A 15,319-nucleotide genomic window follows, 5' to 3' on the forward strand; every position below is an offset into this window, starting at 1 on the left:
CCACGCAAGCCGTTTGCGCTTCGAAGGAGGGCATGTGCCAAAGCGTGATGTTGCGTACATGCAGGGCCAGCGCGATCAGATCGCCCAAGCCGCGCTTGAATGCCTGATCGAAAAAGGTGTGCCGGACACGTCGCTGCGCGATGTGTGCAAGCGCGCCGGCGTGAGCATTGGCGCGCTCTACGTGCACTTTCCCACTAAAGACGATCTTATCCTCGCGGCGTGCGCGCTCGACATCGATGACTACGAATTCGAGCCGGTGCCTGAAACATGGGCTGAGTTCGAAGCCGCTAGCATCAAGATGTTTAAGTACCTGCGTACGCCCCGGCAGATGCGGCGCATGCGCTTGGCGTTCCAGTTCGTCGCGGACTTGACTGTCGCCCACGAAAGTCCAAGCGGCGTTTCGGAGAACTATCAGGTTCGTTTGGCCTCGTTGCGTACAGTGCTGCAGCGCTTGCATGCCAACCGCGAGATCACACTGCCGCTTGGGCTTGAGGCGACTGCAGTGTCGTTGTTCAATTTTTTCATTGGCACCAATTACGTCTCGGTAGTCGACCGCAAGACGCAACCGTCGGCAGCGGTTCGCGGCATGCTAACAGCCATGGCGCTGATTGCGGGGCGCGACTCTTCCCGTAGGCAAGGCGAGTAGCCATGCTGGACTGGCGTCAATCTACAGCAGCGCTCCTCGACGACATGATTGCATTGCGGCGGGCAATTCACGCCGACCCAGAGCTTGGTCTGCACACGCCCGCCACCACCGCAAAGGTGCGCGCTGCCCTCAAAGGACTGCCTCTGGATTTCACCGAAGGCGCTTCGACCACGGGCTTTGTGGCAACGCTGCGCGGTCCTGAGAACGGCAAGACGGTCTTGCTGCGGGCCGACATGGATGCGCTGCCACTTGACGAAGACACGGGACTGGAGTTCACGTCTCGCCGTGCGGGCGCGATGCACGCTTGCGGTCACGACACGCATGTAGCGATGCTCGTGGGGGCGGCGCGCGCGCTTTGCGCGCGCCGCGACGCGCTTGCCGGTTCGGTGCAATTCATGTTTCAGCCGGGCGAAGAAGGCTGGCACGGCGCACGTTTCATGCTTGATGATGGCGTCATTGATCCGTTGCCGGATGCAGCGTTTGCGTTGCATGTGACGCCCAACGTTCCTGCCGGGGTGTTCGCGGGGCGGGCTGGACCAATGCTCGCCGCTGCGGACCGCTTTGAGATCAGCATCGAAGGCCGGGGCGGACATGCCTCGCAACCGCATGACGCGATCGATCCCATACCCGTCGCAACCGAACTGGTGAGTGCCATTCACGCGATGGTAACACGTCGAGTGCCGGCATTTGATCCTGTCGTTGTCACGGTCGGGCGGATTGAGGCTGGCGTGACCAACAATGTGATCCCCGAAACGGCCGTCATCGAAGGCACGATCCGAAGCTTTTCGGAAGCATCACGCACACTCGCGCACGAAGGCATAAGGCGTCTTGCCGAGCATATTCCGGCCGCGCACTTGTGCCAGGGGCGCGTTGATATCGAACTCGGGTTTCCGGTGACAGTGTGTGATAGCGGCATCGCTGCGTTAGCCAAAGCCACAGCATGCAGACTAGCAGGTGAAGCAGCTTGGATGGACATGCCTAGCCCGGCGATGGGCGCTGAAGACTTCGCCTACATTCTTCAGCGTGTGCCGGGCGCGATGGTGTTCCTGGGCGCCTCGCCAGAAGGCGGCGATTGGCGCTCCTGTTGTGCCTTGCATTCCAATCGCATGGTGCTTGACGAGCGTGTGATGACGCAGGGCGCGGCAATGTATTGCGCCTTCGCCGAAGAGTTTCTTTCCGAACTTCCGCGTCCGCTTGAAGGCGCGCCAGCAGAGTGAAGGCAGTAAATGGCGCTTGCTATCACACCCCGCCCGTTCGCATCGATCCGTCACGATCAATTTGACGTCTATTCTGAGGGCCTGGGCGCTTACACGATTGATGTCTCGATACCTTCGAATATCTCGCCGCACGCGCGTTTGCCCGTGATCATTGTACTCGACGGCAATCTCATTTTCGATCTGGTGCAGACCATCGCCCATGGACGCTTTGCGCAGACCGCCGGACCGGTGCCGCCCGCTATTGTTGTCGGCGTTGGCTATCCCGCCTCGGAGGGTTTCGCCAGCTACTACGCGCGTCGCAACTTCGACTTCCACGGTCCATGGGACATGCGCGATGCGCTGGGGGTTCAGCTGCAACAATTGTTTGCAATGCTAAAGAGTGGCGAGAGCAAACCGCATTTGCAAATGGGTGCGGGCGGGTACACGCGGTTTCTTGGATTCCTGCGGGATGAATTGTTGCCAAGCCTTTGCGCGCACTATCCCATTGATCTTACGGCGCGGCACACTTTGATCGGCGACTCGTCGGGCGGTCACTTTGCGCTGCGGGCGCTGTTTGATCCGACGTCGCCGTTTTCGCGCTACATCGCTATCAGCCCTAGCCTCGGCACAGCACCTGGAGAAATCGAGGCGGCCGCAGCGGCGTACGCAGCAAAGCATGGCGACCTGGCGGTGGACGTTTTCGTCTGCGCCGGCGCGGTCGAAGTCGACGAGAGCGTGCCGATCGCGCTCTGCAGATTTGGAAGCGCTCCGATCTGGGCTGCGGAGCAATTTGCGATCCAGCAATGGCCGAGCGCGCGCTTCTCCTGGGAAATCATGAATAACGAGAATCATACATCCATCGCGCCACGTGCGATCGCAGCAGGTTTACGCGCCGTGCACGGGCTTCGTCCCGGCGTCCACACAAGCGAGTTAGTTGCAGCAACGATGGAGACGCAAGCGCGGCTCGTTGGACAATCTGACCCAAGCGCGCGGTCTTGAGGGAAGACAAAGCATGTTCGTTGAACTGAGCGACGCGCGCATCTTCTTTGACACGATTGGCGCTGGACTTGGACTCGGCGATGGCCAGATGGACGTGCGTCCAACGCTGATTGCGCTGCACGGCGGACCAGGTTTCGATCATGCGGCGATGCGTCCGTATTTCGATCGCTTCGCCGACACGCATCAAGTGCTTTATTTAGACCATCGGGGCAATGGTCGTTCGAGCGGCGATCCCGAAACATGGACGCTCAAACAATGGGGCGCCGATGTTAAGGCGGTTTGCGACTATCTGGGGATCGTCAAACCGGTGGTGATGGGTGTGTCCTTCGGCGGCATGGTGGCGATGTCCTATGCGGCGCAGTTTCCTGATCATCCAAGCAAGCTCATCCTGTCATCGACGGCGGCCCGCACCCGTCTCGATATCACATACAAGATGATGGAGACGCTCGGCGGAAAACGCGCGCGCGAAATTGCGCAGGCCGTTTTCGATGACGGCGATGAAACGGCGATGGTAGAATATCGTACCGTTTGTCTGCCGCTCTACAATCCCAAGCCGGATCCAGAACCCGGCGTGCGTGCGCGCGCGATCGTGCGCATCGACGTGGCGCGTCACTTCATAATGGGTGAACAGAGGACGATGGACCTTCGCTCTGGGCTTGCGCGCGTCCAATGTCCCACGCTCATCACGGCCGGTCGGCTCGATCCCATTACGCCGGTGGAATGCGCCGAAGAGATCGCGGCAAGTTTGCGTCGGTCTTTGGGTCAGCTGCACGTGTTCAAAGACGCGGGCCACGGCGTGCACCGCGATGAACCCGAGAAGGCGGAGCACCTGATGCGCAATTTCTTGGCTGGCTGATCGTCAGCTGGCGCCATGGCTCCCAGCACTGGTGGCTTCATCACTGGATGAAGATCGCACAATGGTCGAATGTCCATTCTCGGCGAGACCGAGCCGCATTGACGGGCATCGGGTGAGAGGCTGAATTGGAGCGTGCCGGTCGTTTAGCGATACATGCTCGGCTGGCCGCGGTGTGCAGTAAATGAAGGCTTTGCTGGTGAATGAGGGGGCGGGGTGGCCAAAGCAAAAAGCAAGCGCTGCCGAAGGATTTCGAAGCACAACTCGAAAAGGGCGACATGCCTGCTCTGAGGGCTGCGTTCGACAGCTGTGATATCAATGCGCGTGGCGGTGTGTTTAAGCAGACGGCGTTGGCGTTTGCGCAATGTCCTGACGACTTGGCCCGCTGGCTGGTTCAGCAGGGCGCTGACTTGGCTGCGGGAGACAACTACGGAGACACGCCACTACACTCGCGCTCCCGACACTGGAGAGGACGCATTGAGGTTCTGCTGGAGCTGGGTGCGGACCCGAATCTGGGTGAAAACTTGAGAGGGACGCCGCTTCACGCGGCGGCCGAGTCCTGCAACGTCGCCAACGCGCGTTTGCTGCTGCAGTACGGCGCGCGCGTGGACGCACTCAACCGTGATGGCCAAACGCCGCTTGAATGTGCGCTCCAGCGTTGCAGCAATGCGCAAATCCAAAACATGGCTGCCTTTGCTGAGCTGCTTATCGCCGCCGGTGCGCGCCGGACTACGGCCATGAAATCGGATGTCACTCGAATTGGAGCAGAGTTCGAATTTCACCGAGGTGGCTTTAATCCGTCTTCAGTTCAGTCGACGAGCGACGCGCTAGAGAAATTGTACGCGATCTTCGACGTGCCGGCCGTTGCTCGTCGGGTCGTCCACGACGGCTTGTCACCCATCGTATTGCGCAGTGAGCATTGGGAAGATCGTCACCAAGAACTCTGGGAATTGCTCGTTCCATCCAGCGGGCATGCAGACACCGCGCAAGGCGAAGTTGTTCGCATCGCTGGGCGTATACATGATGAGCTTTATCGCAACGGCGGGATCAACTGGGATCGAGACTATAAGCTGATGGCCGACGCGTTCTTGGAGCACGTGGCTTCAGGGATATCCCTCGCGAAGCCTCTGCTTGACGAAACACAAGCACTGGTCACCGCTCTGAAACGCCGAGACGGTGATACCCGCCGCTTATGTGAACTCGGCGTGATGTGGGTCGCGCTGAACCCCAGCCCTATGAAGCTTAAGCCGCCGGGGTATCGAAGATAACACAATCCAGCGTCGCTTTTCGGCGAGAGCACGCCGAATTGACGGGCAGGGCGCGAGCGGCTTGTTTGGAGCGCGTCAGCCGTTCTGAAATATTCGCTGTTGGCGCGGGTCTGGCCCGGAAACAGGCATTCTGAAATTGGGCTATAGTTCTGGATGGCAGGAGGCCTACTAAGGTACGTGTTGCGCTCACCAATTGAGACCGCCGAGAGAGTAGGCCGGTCGCGGCCGCGACGCCGCTGGCCAATTGCGGACGGATTGGCGAGCGGCGGCGATGCTACTAAACTTCGACCTTGGTGAGAGTTGAAGACCAGAAATTCCACGATTGGCGCGTTGGCATTGCTTGTGGCGCTCGGCGTAACCGTCGATGCGCACGCGGACGTCATATGGCCTGCACTGGTGACAGCACCACGGCTACTCAGCGTGCCGGTGCTGATGCTTGGGCTTGTTGTCGAGGCCGCCGCGCTAAAAGCATACTTCCAGCATTCATGGTCCCAAGCAGGAACGCGCGCGCTCATCGTCAATGCATTGTCCGCACTCCTGGGCACGGTGTTGATCCCGCTCTCCGGTCTGGTGTGGGAGTTTGGTCCAGGGCAACTCGTAAATCGCGCGTTCGACGTTGGAACGTTCAATCCGGTGAGCTGGGCGGCCACGCTGATTTTCGCCGCAACCATTTCCACGCTCATTGAGGGAGCCACCCTGCAGCGGTTCTTCGCAGTGAAATTCGACACACGGCGTTGGCTAATTTGGCTGGCGGCGAACTTTGTTAGCACTGCGGTGGCCGTTGCGAGTGTCTTTCTAAGCTCCGAATTCGACGCGAACTACCGCCCGTGGCTATTTTGACGAATGGCTGCTTCCGGCGAATTTTCCCCGGTGGGATCGGCGGGTCCGGATCGGCAGGTCTTGAGCGATCCAGCCAATCGTAAGAAAAGTGACCAGCCGATTTGGCGGGAGTACGACGCATGGCCGCTTCGGCAATTGATATCAAACCGCGAAGCTGGATGCTGGCGTTATGCTTCGTCGCAATGGCGGCCGGCGTTGCGTTGATGTTTGTCTTGCCCAATCCGTTTGGCGGGTTGGGCCTGTACGAGCGACCATCGAAAACCCTGTTTTTGTTTTGGGTGCTGGCGATCGTGTTGACGCTCGCAGCGGTTTATCGCGTGATTGTGTGGTCGTCCTTCCACATTGTGGATGATGTCTTGGAACGCCGGTTTTGGTCAGGAGTGCACAGATTTGAACGTGCCGACCTCACGTCGGCACGTATCGAGCGTGCGAAGGGCAGGCCGCGAGTGCTGGTGATGCGCTTCAAGCCGAAGCGAGAGGTGCGCGTTGCAAGTTGGTTTTTTAGCAGCGCCAACTTTGCGGCGCTGTCTGCGTTCGCCGGAAAGGAAGGGCGCTAACGCGCGTGAATGCATTGATGCCTACAATGCGGGGATTGCGGGCGCGACGATCGGTCTGAATCGCCGGAAGCGCATTCGCCTAAAGTCAGCTTCCATCTTCCAGCGACCACTTTCGGCGACAACGCGCCATAGCGCGTCGATCGTGATCTACGGCAGGAATTGAGCGCAGCAGCCGTTCAATTTATTTGATCGGCGGGTTGGCCGTAGCCCAATTGCGGACTTCGGAATTCGCTAGTTCCTTGTATGTTGGGCGCATGAGCTACCTGAGGCGCATAGGCCGAGGATTCGCGGTTTGGTTGGCCTTCATCCCAGTGATGGTTGTGACGGGTTTCGTGGCCGAGGCGATACATTTCCCGTGGCTAATTTGGGCTGTTCCAGTTGCGTATTTGATCGTCGCGGTTCGAGTGAGTCGCGAAACCCGACTCCTCGAAGAGGTCGAACGGCGGAGCAGGAAGTCAGATCACCAGTAATGTCCGCACTCGGCGAGATTGAGCCGAAGCGTCCGCAGCATTACCGGCGACACGATTGTATCGACCCAGCCCTTCGTAAGAAATGGCGAGCCGGGTATCGCTGGCCCATTGCAGCCGAAGCCGTTCAGGCGCGCGCTCGTGCCTTTTCATACTGTGATTGGAGGATGACAGTGGTCCGCTCGATCTTTTCAGCGGGGAGATTCTCGGAGAAGGCACCGGCGACTTCCACGAGTGCGTCCCAAATCGCCTTTGTATCGGAGCGACCTCCAAGGCTGACCAATACGCCATAGTTCTGACTCGCTGTCCGTTGGGCAAGATCGCCAACAGTCGCTATCGGTCCGAACGCGAGCGGGTCGAGCCGGGTAAGGACGAAGCCCGCAGCGGTTAATCCCACAACGAGAGCGAGAACCAGCCAGCCGGTGATCTTCGCAATCAACAAAATTGGCACGCCAAAGATCGCAGCCGCGATCAGCAACCCACCGAATCCGCTGATATTCGTTTGTGAGAGCGGCGGGAGGCGAAGTTCACAGTGGCGTTGTGCTTGCGCCCACAGCAATTTGGGCGATCTACCCCAAATAGCGCTCAGAGATGTATCCGGGCGAATATCGACTTCCCCGAGAACCATCTTCAAGGCACGGCGAACTCGATAGAACGCCATTGAAGTCCTGCACTTCTCTCCGCCGGTGTCTTCCAATTTGGACGCCACGATGTCGTGTAAATCTCCCATCGTGCTGGCGGTGGCGGCGTCTTGATCCGGAATCTTGATATTGAAGGCGCGCTCAATCGCTATCAGGAGTTCGACGGAATCCAGGTCATCGTCGAGGCCGAGAGTGTTGGGCGCAACCATGCTGATACTCTACCCTGCATTGGTACAGTGTCGAGCAGACCGGCTGACTCGCGAAGGGCAAGTTCCGGCGATAGCAGGCCTTAGCGCGTGCAACATTACCGGTGGCAGGAATTGAGCGACCTAGCCGGTCGCGATTTTGTACGCGACAGCGGGCGGTGGCCAGGCGCTGCCGCTCCGTGCGCCTCGACTGCGGCCTGGTCTAGGGCGCACGTTGCGGTCTGTCGCACCGCGCGACTGCGCCATCGATTGCGTGTAGGCCCTGATTGAGAGTGCCGCCTACATCCACTCCGTCCGAGGACGTTTCCTTGCGAACCGCGCTCAGGCGCTTGCGGGAGGCTGAAGAATGCGCGTGATTGTTGCTCTATTGTTTGTCGCAGCCTGCGCCACGCCTCTGCATCCCGATCAGCGCGATGAGCGCAGCTCGTCGGCGATGCAATCGCTCATAAGCCAAGGGTTCACGGGCTCGGTTTTGGTAGCTTGCGGCGACGATATTTTGTTCGCCGGTGACTACGGTCTGTCCGACTCGCACGGTCGCGAACCCAGCTACTGGCTCGCTTCAATCAGCAAGCAATTCACCGCGACCGCAGTGCTAAAGCTTGTGGAGGCGGGTCGCATGACCCTGAACGATCCGGTGTCGCGCTATTTTCCCGATGCACCGCCTGACAAGGCCCCCATCACAATCCAACAGTTGCTGACGCATCAGTCAGGGCTGACGCAGGTGTACACTGCGGACGGCATCGTCGATCGCAACGAAGCAGTGCGCGCGATCCTGGGGACGCAACTCGCTTCTTCCCCGGGGGCGACATTTCGCTATTCTAATGACAATTACACGCTGCTCGCCGCGATCGTTGAAATCGTTTCCGGTGAACGTTTCGAGGATTTCGTGCGCGCAAACGTGTTCTTGCCAGCGGGCATGCGGAACGCGGGATTTTGGCCTGACGTGGGAGAGAGTTTTTCGCCTCCGGTGCTGAGCATGCCGGTGGGCGCTATGGCGGAGCCCAATTGGGGGTTTCGCGGTGGCACAGGGATGCGTGCTTCCGTGCGTGATCTTCATCGATGGACGCGCGCACTGGATGAAGGACGCGTGCTGCGCCGCGAGAGCGTGGCGCTCTTATATGGCCCACACCTCACCGCGTCTGATGGCGATGGCGTGGGCTTTGGGTGGTTTTCGTCGAACTCGGCGGATGGGCGTTTGCTTTGGACACGTGGCAGCGAAGACTACGGCCCTAACGTCATATTGTATCGACGCACCGGGACACCGCTGACGATCATCGCGGCCACCAACGCTGGCCCGGCGGAGGCAGACGGGCCAGGCTGGTCGCGCCGAGCGCGCGACGCGCTCATGCCAATCTTCGACGCCGCAGCGTGCAATTGACGTAGCGCACCTAACCAACGGCAACTTCCGGCGAAACCGAGCCGTTGCTAGGCGCGCCAAGCGACTGACTGCAATCGAGAGAGTACGCCACTCGCGAAAATCGGCGGGATGACCTGCGCCGGTCCTAACTGAGCCTACACGCTCGGGGGCAACTGTTGGGCCCGGCCGGCGCCGGGCCCGCTCTCGCTTTCAAAAAGCTATCTCTCACGCTCTAAGGGGCGATGCAGCGTGAGCGGCAATCGCGCCTAATCCTGAATGCCCTGCAATGAAGTTTCGGCTCGCTGCAAAATGGTGTGGCGGGCGTCGAGCGATCTTGCTCCCGTGCTTACGCCGCAAGCGGGGGCACCCGCCCATACGACTCCGTTGTATTCAGCAGATGGGAATTGGCGTTCATAAAAATTCACTAAACCCTCGCAGCGAATATACTCGCGCATGGCGTTCTTGACGCCCGCAAGGCGATTGCGTGTTGCTGTGAGTTCTAATCGCGCCTGAGCCAATTCGGTTCTGGTTTGGTTGTGAGCAGACTCTAATTGCTGCAATCGCGTCTGCAGCAAGGCGACGTCCGCGGCGCTGGCAGGCGCGACCGTCAAGTTGCCTTGCGGCGGCCGTATGGTCTGTGCCACCGCGGCCCCCCCGATGACCACCGCAATGGCGCCAAAAGCCAGAAACTTGCCAACATGCATTGAACTACCTCCTGTAACTCCGCGCGCAGACATTACAGCTCTGATAGAGGAGGGGGCAACGCCGGGTGCGATCTTTGTTGCCAATCACTACGGCTGCGAGCATGCGAGCCGTTTGTGTACGGTAAGGTCGAAGAAACTGTGAACCACGCCGGGGATCGGTCGCTTCCCAGCTAGATTGATGCACCCGCGAATGGCTGTTGTCGGCGCATGTGAGCCGTCCACGCGAGCAGGGCGCAGCCGGCAGGAATTGAGCGAGTTGGTCGGTCGCGAAAATCGTCGCTACGGCCTACGATGGCCCAAACCGGACATTCAGTGCACCGGGTTCATTTCCGCCTCGAAGCGAGTGCCAATGCATGGATGAAAGCACCCGCACCAACCAGGTAGATCATCCAGGTTGCGTCGAATGCGGACGAGGCAAAGCCCACTACCACCAGCGCGGCTGACCAACCCAAAAACCAAATGGCTGCGTTCCGGCTCATTGTCTTGAGACTTAGCACAACTGTTCAATGACCGCTCCCGGCGATCGTAAGCCGTTCACGTGGGTGGGGCGCAAGCGGCAGCAATTGAGCGAGTGAGCCGGTCGCAGAATTTTGCTCGACGACCCACGTTGGCTCTTTGCGGACGTTGCGCTCGGCGGCGGCGAACGACACACTGCAATTTCGCATTCAGGACAGGACCATGGATCGAGCAACGGCAAAGGCCATCGCTGTGGCCGCGCTCCGCAGCGCAGCCGAAATCAACAACCTCGTTCCATTGCTCAAGGCGACCTGTCCAGAGCCGGAATACGAGGCATGGCGGGATAGAATCGCCGAAGCGTCGATGCTGGTGACTCAAGGTTTGCTCCCGGCAGTATTTGCGGAGCACGCCGACCTTGAGGCGGAGTTGGACGATCATTACCAGCGATTTGGTCGGCCCGCCTAACGTCCGTTGTCGGCGACATCACGCCGTAGCGTGTCGAATGTAATCTACGGCACGAATTGAGCGCGGCGGTCATTCGAGTAATTTGTTGGGTGAGCGGGCAGTGGAAGCGGACGTGCGCTAGAGCCTGATTAGATTTAGGTCAGCCAGAGCAGTGCGACCTCGGGGGTGAACTTGAACGGATTTGGGGCTTGGCTTCCCGGCTGGCGGCATTTCTTTTCATGGAAAGGCCGGATCGGGCGGCGCACGTTTTTCGGCGGCTACGTCGCGCTGTGCTTTATCAGCGGAGCAGTTGGGATGCTCGTGCTCGGGCCGCTAATGCTGTCGAGTTCGACGAGCTTCGAGACGATCAACGCGATAGGCTTCATTCTGATCGGCGCTGGATTCATCCCCTTGTCGGCACTTTTCGCGCAAAGGGTACATGACCTCGGATGGTCCGCGTTCATCCCACTGGTCCTCTTCGCTATTCTCGCAGCGCCGATGTTCGCTCTGATGGATTTTGGGTCCGGCGTGTTCGGCTATGCGCTGGCGCGCGCCGCGCACTCGGTCGGATTGGACATGGCAGGCTTGTTTCCGATTGTGATGATCGGAAACGGCCTTTGGATGCTGTTTGCAATCTTTGTGATCGCCCGTAAGGGCAAAGCGGAAGCCAACCGCTTTGGTCCACCTCCCGCGTTGGCCTAATGGCCGCTCTCGGCGAGAGCGCGCCGGATTGACGGGCAGGGCGTCAACGGCTCGATTGGAGCGTTGTTGCCCGATCAAACATCTTCGCGTGGTAGGTGGCGCGAAAGCTCCATACCGTCATGGAGGACGCGCTGAATCTTCACCTCTTCCTCGGTCTCCGAGTACAGAAGGAAATGGCGTCCGCGGCGGCCGCGCTTGCGCATATGCAGGGTTCGCATGCCCTTTGCGACCTCATCGCGCGCAAGACTTCTCGAAGGGGAGTTCTGCGCCGTCAGTTCATCAATCGTATCAACGATCGCCTCAATATAGCTCTCGGCCTGAGAGGGGCCAAAATTGTCGGTGGTCCAGGCTGCAATATTGTCGAGATCGGCTTGTGCGGCCGCTGCCAAGGAGACGATTCGTTTTCCGCGCATTAGCCACGCTTGGTCTTGGCGATGACCTTTGCGGCACGCGAACGCAAGTGTTTGCGCATTTCACTGGAGTCCGAGAAGGTGGCGAAACGGCCAGCGTCAAAATCAGCCATACCGATGCGCGCCGCCTCGCGCAGCGCAGCCAATTTCGCGGCGTCTTCGGCTTCGCGCTGTTCTATGAGGCGCAGCCCTTCGCGCATCACTTCACTTGCGTTTTGATACCGCCCAGTCTCAACCAGAGTATCAATGAGTTCGTCCTGGCGTTCTGTGAGTACGACGTTGCGCGTGGACATGGTAGAATCTCCGATGGCATAATATGCCATAGGGTGAATTAGTCAATATCCGGGGTGAACGGAATTGCATGTCCTTGCGGTCGTTCTGGCGCGTTACTGGATGTCGGCGTCGACTTCGCCTCGTGTCAGACGCGCTTCCGACTCCTGCCCAAGCCCAAGTTCCGTCCAAGGCGCGCCATGTCTCGACCCCGAAGGTGACAGAGAAAGTGTGACGAACGCCGACTTGGCGTTTTGAATCCACGAGTGACGCATTTCGGCGAATGTGAGCCGTCCACGCGAGCAGGGCGCAGCCGGCAGGAATTGAGCGAGTTGGTCGGTCGCGGAAATCGTCGCTACGGCCTACGATGGCCCATTGCTGTCACTCGACACGATGAAGCGGGATGGTAGGCTTGGGGCGTCCGGGGGGACGCCATGGTCGAGACCGAAGCCGCCACGAACCCGAGCGAACGCCTCAAGGTGTTCGTATCATATTCGCGCACCGACCTCGATTTCGCCGACCAACTCGTGCTCGCGCTGGAAGACAAGGGCTTCGAGGCCCTCGTCGATCGCCATGACATCGACGCCGCCGAGAAATGGAAAGATCGCCTCGGTACGCTAATCGCCTCGTGTGACACCGTCGTGTTCGTGCTGTCGGAGAAATCGGCCGGCTCTCCCATCTGCGCCTGGGAAGTGGAAGAGGCCGCGCTGCTCGGCAAGCGCATCATCCCCGTCGTGCCGCACGATCCCGCTGGGGTCGCGCCGCCGCCGCAATTGGGCGAACTCAACTACATCCATTTCTTTAGGCACCCGAACGTGCCGGGTTCGGGCTTTTATGACGGCGTCCAAAAACTCGATCGCGCGCTGCGCGTCAATCTTGGCTGGTTGCGCCGTCAAACGGCCTATGCTGAGCGCGCCGACGAATGGCGCGCGCAAACTGGCGCCGCACGGCGGCCTGAAGATCACTTGCTGCGTGCGAGCGCACTTGAGGAAGCGGAAGCTTGGCTTGCAAGCGCTCCAAAAAACGCAACGGTGTCGCCGCTCGTGCGTGAGTATATTGTCGCATCGCAAGAAGCTGAGACGCGTCGCAAGGCCGAGACTGCCGCCAACATTGCCGAACGTGAGCGCGCCCTGAAGACCGCGCGGATAGCGACGCTGATCGGCGGCGGCGTCGCCTTTGCGCTGATCGTTCTCGCGGTCGGCCTGTCCGCAATGGCGGTGACCGCTTCGCGTGAAGCCGGCCGGAACCGCGCCGCTGTGTTCGCCGGCGAAGCTGAAGCACGCATGGGCCAAGCAAAATATGCCGAAGCCATGTTGATGGCGTTGGGCGGGGATCCCGCTGGCGCGCGCAACCAGATCGCGACGCTCGATTTTTCCGGCGCCGGCTATCCGGCGGCCAGCTCGGCGCTGGCGCTGGCCATGACCCAGAATCGCTTCGTGCGGCTCTTTCCGGACTATTCGCAAGGCGACGGCATCGAGGCAGTGTTCTCGCCAGATGATACAAAAATTCTCACCTACCCGGAGGGCAACGGCGACAGCGCCAGTGACGAAGCGCGTATTTTCACGATCGAGGGCCGCGAACTGGGCCGCCTCGCTTTGGGAGAGGCTTTCGATGTCGCCACCGTGCCGGGGCCGGGCTGGCGCATTTTGGTCGCGTCGCGGACGGGCGTGCGTTTGTGGGACGTCGAGGCGCGGCGACAACTCGGCGTGTTGTCGACCACCTATACCCATTCAGTGACTGTTTCTGCCGACGGCCGCCGCGCTCTCACATTTGGCGATGACTCGATGGAGGTCTGGGATATTCAAACCTCGGTGTTGGTGAGATCCTTTCCCGGTGCAGTTTGGACCGGAGGCGAACTCTCCGGCGACGGCAGCCAGATTTTGATGTCGACACCGCAAGAAGCGACTCTACGAAATGTCGATACGGGCCAGATCACAGACACGATAGCGACTTACTCCACCAATGCCTTGGCGCTGTCTTCTGGTGGCGAGCGAGTGCTTGTCGCCAGCATTGAACGAAGAAGAGTGTTTCTAGGGGACCGCAATTCTACGCCGCGCACCTTCACCGCGGAAGTCGAAGACGCGCACTTTTTAGGCGACGGGCGTGTTTTGCTCGGCCTTTTTAGCAGCGGCAGGGTCGCGCTGTGGACGCCCCAGTCGGGTGCGAGTGAAGAGTTCAGCGTCGCCGCCGTAAGCGCCTGGCCACTCGTGGTGTCTCACAATGGACGCCATGCGCTCGCGCATGGAAGTCAAGGTTTGCTTCTGTTGAACCTTGAGCCCAGAGCGCCCGACGTTATTGATCCGCGCGCACGACGCATTGACTACGGTTGGAGCAGTGATAACGGCCGCAATTATGGAAGCGCTGTTTTCTCCGGCGATGGCGCTCGCTTGTGGGTTAGAAGCGCTGAGGGCTCCAGGGTGCAAAACGCCGAAACCGGCGCGCTTGCCTATGCCCTCGAAGGAACGACCCTCGCTGCCTTTTCCGCTGACGGTCGCAGGATAGTGACGTTATCCGGGGAGCGCACGATCGTTCTGAGGGACGCCGCAGACGGACGGCAACTGAATTCCGTACAAGTCCCAGACCAGGTCACTACGCTCGCATTCGCGGGAGATGATGTTCTCATCGGCTCGCAGTTTGTGCGATCGTGGCGTCCGGTCACAGGCCGGCTAGAACAATTGCTCAACAGCGAAACCTACGTGCGTTCGATGGCGTTCCAGCCTGAGCGTAATCTTCTGCTCGCTGGCACGGACGCCGGCGCTCAACTGTGGGATCTTCGCTCACGCAATCGGCTGCACCTTCTTGCACCCGGTGCGGAAATAGGTGCGGTCGCGCTCTCAAGGGACGGACGATTGGCCGCGACGGCAGACCATTCTTGGGACTCATGGACACCTACTGAAGGCCGCACCTGGAAAATCGTGTTGTGGGATTTGGCGAGCGGTCGTCGACTTCAAGTGTTTGGGCTGCCGCCAGCCGGCATATATCCGCCGAGGCCGGTCTCCCTCGCAATCTCGGGGGATCGCCTAATGGCGGGAATGTCGAATGGGGCCGCTCTGTCTTTCGCTCTTCATCCAATCGTGTGGGAGGATGCGCCGACGCGGGTCCGTATGGCCTGCGCCACTTTGCGCGCTCTTGGCATGACTGAGTACACGGTGGAGGATTTGCAGCGTTTTCCCATCCTACAAAACGAGGCGCGCAATCCCTGTTCTGCCGTGCACTAATGTCCGCCTTCGGCGAACTCGCGCCGCTTCGCTGCATCGCAACCGAGCGGCTGGTCTTGGGCTAACTTGCCGCTCAGCGTTTTTT

15 protein-coding genes are annotated in these 15,319 nt (G+C 59.9%); 11 read left to right on the plus strand and 4 right to left on the minus strand.

Features of this window, described 5'->3' with window-relative positions:
* Positions 1–34 precede the first annotated feature (34 nt).
* The 7 genes from ATE48_RS18705 (at position 35) to ATE48_RS18735 (ending at position 6,359) form a co-directional block, all read left to right on the plus strand.
* Positions 35–646: a TetR/AcrR family transcriptional regulator gene (locus tag ATE48_RS18705; protein WP_066774217.1), complete on the plus strand. Its 612-nt coding sequence runs from the start codon at positions 35–37 to the stop codon at positions 644–646.
* A 2-nt stretch (positions 647–648) separates the two neighbouring features.
* A complete protein-coding gene (locus tag ATE48_RS18710) occupies positions 649–1,863 on the plus strand; it encodes a M20 metallopeptidase family protein (protein ID WP_066774219.1) in 1,215 nt (404 codons plus the stop codon).
* Positions 1,864–1,872: 9 nt separating this feature from the next.
* Positions 1,873–2,841: an alpha/beta hydrolase gene (locus ATE48_RS18715; protein ID WP_066774222.1), complete on the plus strand. Its 969-nt coding sequence runs from the start codon at positions 1,873–1,875 to the stop codon at positions 2,839–2,841.
* Positions 2,842–2,854: 13 nt separating this feature from the next.
* Positions 2,855–3,697: an alpha/beta fold hydrolase gene (locus ATE48_RS18720; protein ID WP_066774223.1), complete on the plus strand. Its 843-nt coding sequence runs from the start codon at positions 2,855–2,857 to the stop codon at positions 3,695–3,697.
* Between the two features lie 200 nt (positions 3,698–3,897).
* Positions 3,898–4,962 (plus strand): ankyrin repeat domain-containing protein, encoded by a 1,065-nt coding sequence (locus tag ATE48_RS18725; RefSeq protein WP_066774225.1) that lies wholly within the window; start codon positions 3,898–3,900, stop codon positions 4,960–4,962.
* Positions 4,963–5,262: 300 nt separating this feature from the next.
* Complete coding sequence (locus ATE48_RS18730) at positions 5,263–5,802, plus strand: hypothetical protein (protein ID WP_066774227.1); 540 nt, start codon at positions 5,263–5,265, stop codon at positions 5,800–5,802.
* 119 nt (positions 5,803–5,921) lie between these two features.
* Positions 5,922–6,359, plus strand: coding sequence for a hypothetical protein (locus ATE48_RS18735; protein WP_066774228.1), 438 nt, complete (start codon positions 5,922–5,924; stop codon positions 6,357–6,359).
* Positions 6,360–6,953: 594 nt separating this feature from the next.
* Here the strand turns inward: ATE48_RS18735 and ATE48_RS18745 are convergent.
* Positions 6,954–7,676, minus strand: coding sequence for an acyl carrier protein (locus ATE48_RS18745; RefSeq protein ID WP_066774233.1), 723 nt, complete (start codon positions 7,674–7,676; stop codon positions 6,954–6,956).
* A 343-nt stretch (positions 7,677–8,019) separates the two neighbouring features.
* Here ATE48_RS18745 and ATE48_RS18750 point away from each other — a divergent pair, with 343 nt between their 5' ends.
* Entirely contained in the window at positions 8,020–9,051 is a 1,032-nt protein-coding gene (locus ATE48_RS18750) for a serine hydrolase domain-containing protein (RefSeq protein ID WP_066774234.1), read from the plus strand.
* Positions 9,052–9,296: 245 nt separating this feature from the next.
* Here ATE48_RS18750 and ATE48_RS18755 read toward each other — a convergent pair whose 3' ends face one another.
* Positions 9,297–9,734: a hypothetical protein gene (locus tag ATE48_RS18755; RefSeq protein ID WP_066774235.1), complete on the minus strand. Its 438-nt coding sequence runs from the start codon at positions 9,732–9,734 to the stop codon at positions 9,297–9,299.
* A 678-nt stretch (positions 9,735–10,412) separates the two neighbouring features.
* Between ATE48_RS18755 and ATE48_RS18760 the strand changes: the two genes are divergently transcribed.
* The gene (locus ATE48_RS18760; RefSeq protein WP_066774237.1) at positions 10,413–10,655 is read left to right on the plus strand and encodes a hypothetical protein; all 243 of its coding nucleotides are present in this window, start codon (positions 10,413–10,415) and stop codon (positions 10,653–10,655) included.
* Between the two features lie 171 nt (positions 10,656–10,826).
* Positions 10,827–11,336, plus strand: a complete 510-nt coding sequence (locus tag ATE48_RS18765) for a DUF805 domain-containing protein (protein WP_228126710.1) — start codon at positions 10,827–10,829, stop codon at positions 11,334–11,336.
* A 74-nt stretch (positions 11,337–11,410) separates the two neighbouring features.
* On the opposite strand, the gene ATE48_RS18770 is transcribed toward ATE48_RS18765, so the two are convergent.
* Positions 11,411–11,749: a type II toxin-antitoxin system RelE/ParE family toxin gene (locus tag ATE48_RS18770; RefSeq protein ID WP_066774241.1), complete on the minus strand. Its 339-nt coding sequence runs from the start codon at positions 11,747–11,749 to the stop codon at positions 11,411–11,413.
* On the minus strand, positions 11,749–12,039 hold the full coding sequence (locus ATE48_RS18775) for a type II toxin-antitoxin system ParD family antitoxin (protein WP_066774243.1): 291 nt from the start codon (positions 12,037–12,039) through the stop codon (positions 11,749–11,751). Before ATE48_RS18775 ends, ATE48_RS18770 begins: the two co-directional genes overlap by 1 nt.
* 411 nt (positions 12,040–12,450) lie before the next feature.
* On the opposite strand from ATE48_RS18775, the gene ATE48_RS18780 reads away from it, so the two are divergent.
* The gene (locus ATE48_RS18780) at positions 12,451–15,234 is read left to right on the plus strand and encodes a TIR domain-containing protein (RefSeq protein WP_066774250.1); all 2,784 of its coding nucleotides are present in this window, start codon (positions 12,451–12,453) and stop codon (positions 15,232–15,234) included.
* Positions 15,235–15,319: the final 85 nt, after the last annotated feature.

It is taken from the genome of Candidatus Viadribacter manganicus (assembly GCF_001679665.1).
GTDB classification, from domain to species: Bacteria; Pseudomonadota; Alphaproteobacteria; order Caulobacterales; family Aquidulcibacteraceae; genus Vitreimonas; species Vitreimonas manganica.

What these genes read in the sequence shown, in the direction of transcription:
- ATE48_RS18710 (WP_066774219.1), top strand. Translation starts at nt 649, where the DNA reads ATGCTGGACTGGCGTCAATCTACAGCAGCGCTCCTCGACGACATGATT.
- ATE48_RS18720 (WP_066774223.1), top strand. Translation starts at nt 2,855, where the DNA reads ATGTTCGTTGAACTGAGCGACGCGCGCATCTTCTTTGACACGATTGGC.
- ATE48_RS18760 (WP_066774237.1), top strand. Translation starts at nt 10,413, where the DNA reads ATGGATCGAGCAACGGCAAAGGCCATCGCTGTGGCCGCGCTCCGCAGC.
- ATE48_RS18715 (WP_066774222.1), top strand. Translation starts at nt 1,873, where the DNA reads ATGGCGCTTGCTATCACACCCCGCCCGTTCGCATCGATCCGTCACGAT.
- ATE48_RS18735 (WP_066774228.1), top strand. Translation starts at nt 5,922, where the DNA reads ATGGCCGCTTCGGCAATTGATATCAAACCGCGAAGCTGGATGCTGGCG.
- ATE48_RS18770 (WP_066774241.1), bottom strand. Translation starts at nt 11,749, where the DNA reads ATGCGCGGAAAACGAATCGTCTCCTTGGCAGCGGCCGCACAAGCCGAT.
- ATE48_RS18745 (WP_066774233.1), bottom strand. Translation starts at nt 7,676, where the DNA reads ATGGTTGCGCCCAACACTCTCGGCCTCGACGATGACCTGGATTCCGTC.
- ATE48_RS18780 (WP_066774250.1), top strand. Translation starts at nt 12,451, where the DNA reads ATGGTCGAGACCGAAGCCGCCACGAACCCGAGCGAACGCCTCAAGGTG.
- ATE48_RS18725 (WP_066774225.1), top strand. Translation starts at nt 3,898, where the DNA reads ATGAGGGGGCGGGGTGGCCAAAGCAAAAAGCAAGCGCTGCCGAAGGAT.
- ATE48_RS18755 (WP_066774235.1), bottom strand. Translation starts at nt 9,734, where the DNA reads ATGCATGTTGGCAAGTTTCTGGCTTTTGGCGCCATTGCGGTGGTCATC.
- ATE48_RS18750 (WP_066774234.1), top strand. Translation starts at nt 8,020, where the DNA reads ATGCGCGTGATTGTTGCTCTATTGTTTGTCGCAGCCTGCGCCACGCCT.
- ATE48_RS18775 (WP_066774243.1), bottom strand. Translation starts at nt 12,039, where the DNA reads ATGTCCACGCGCAACGTCGTACTCACAGAACGCCAGGACGAACTCATT.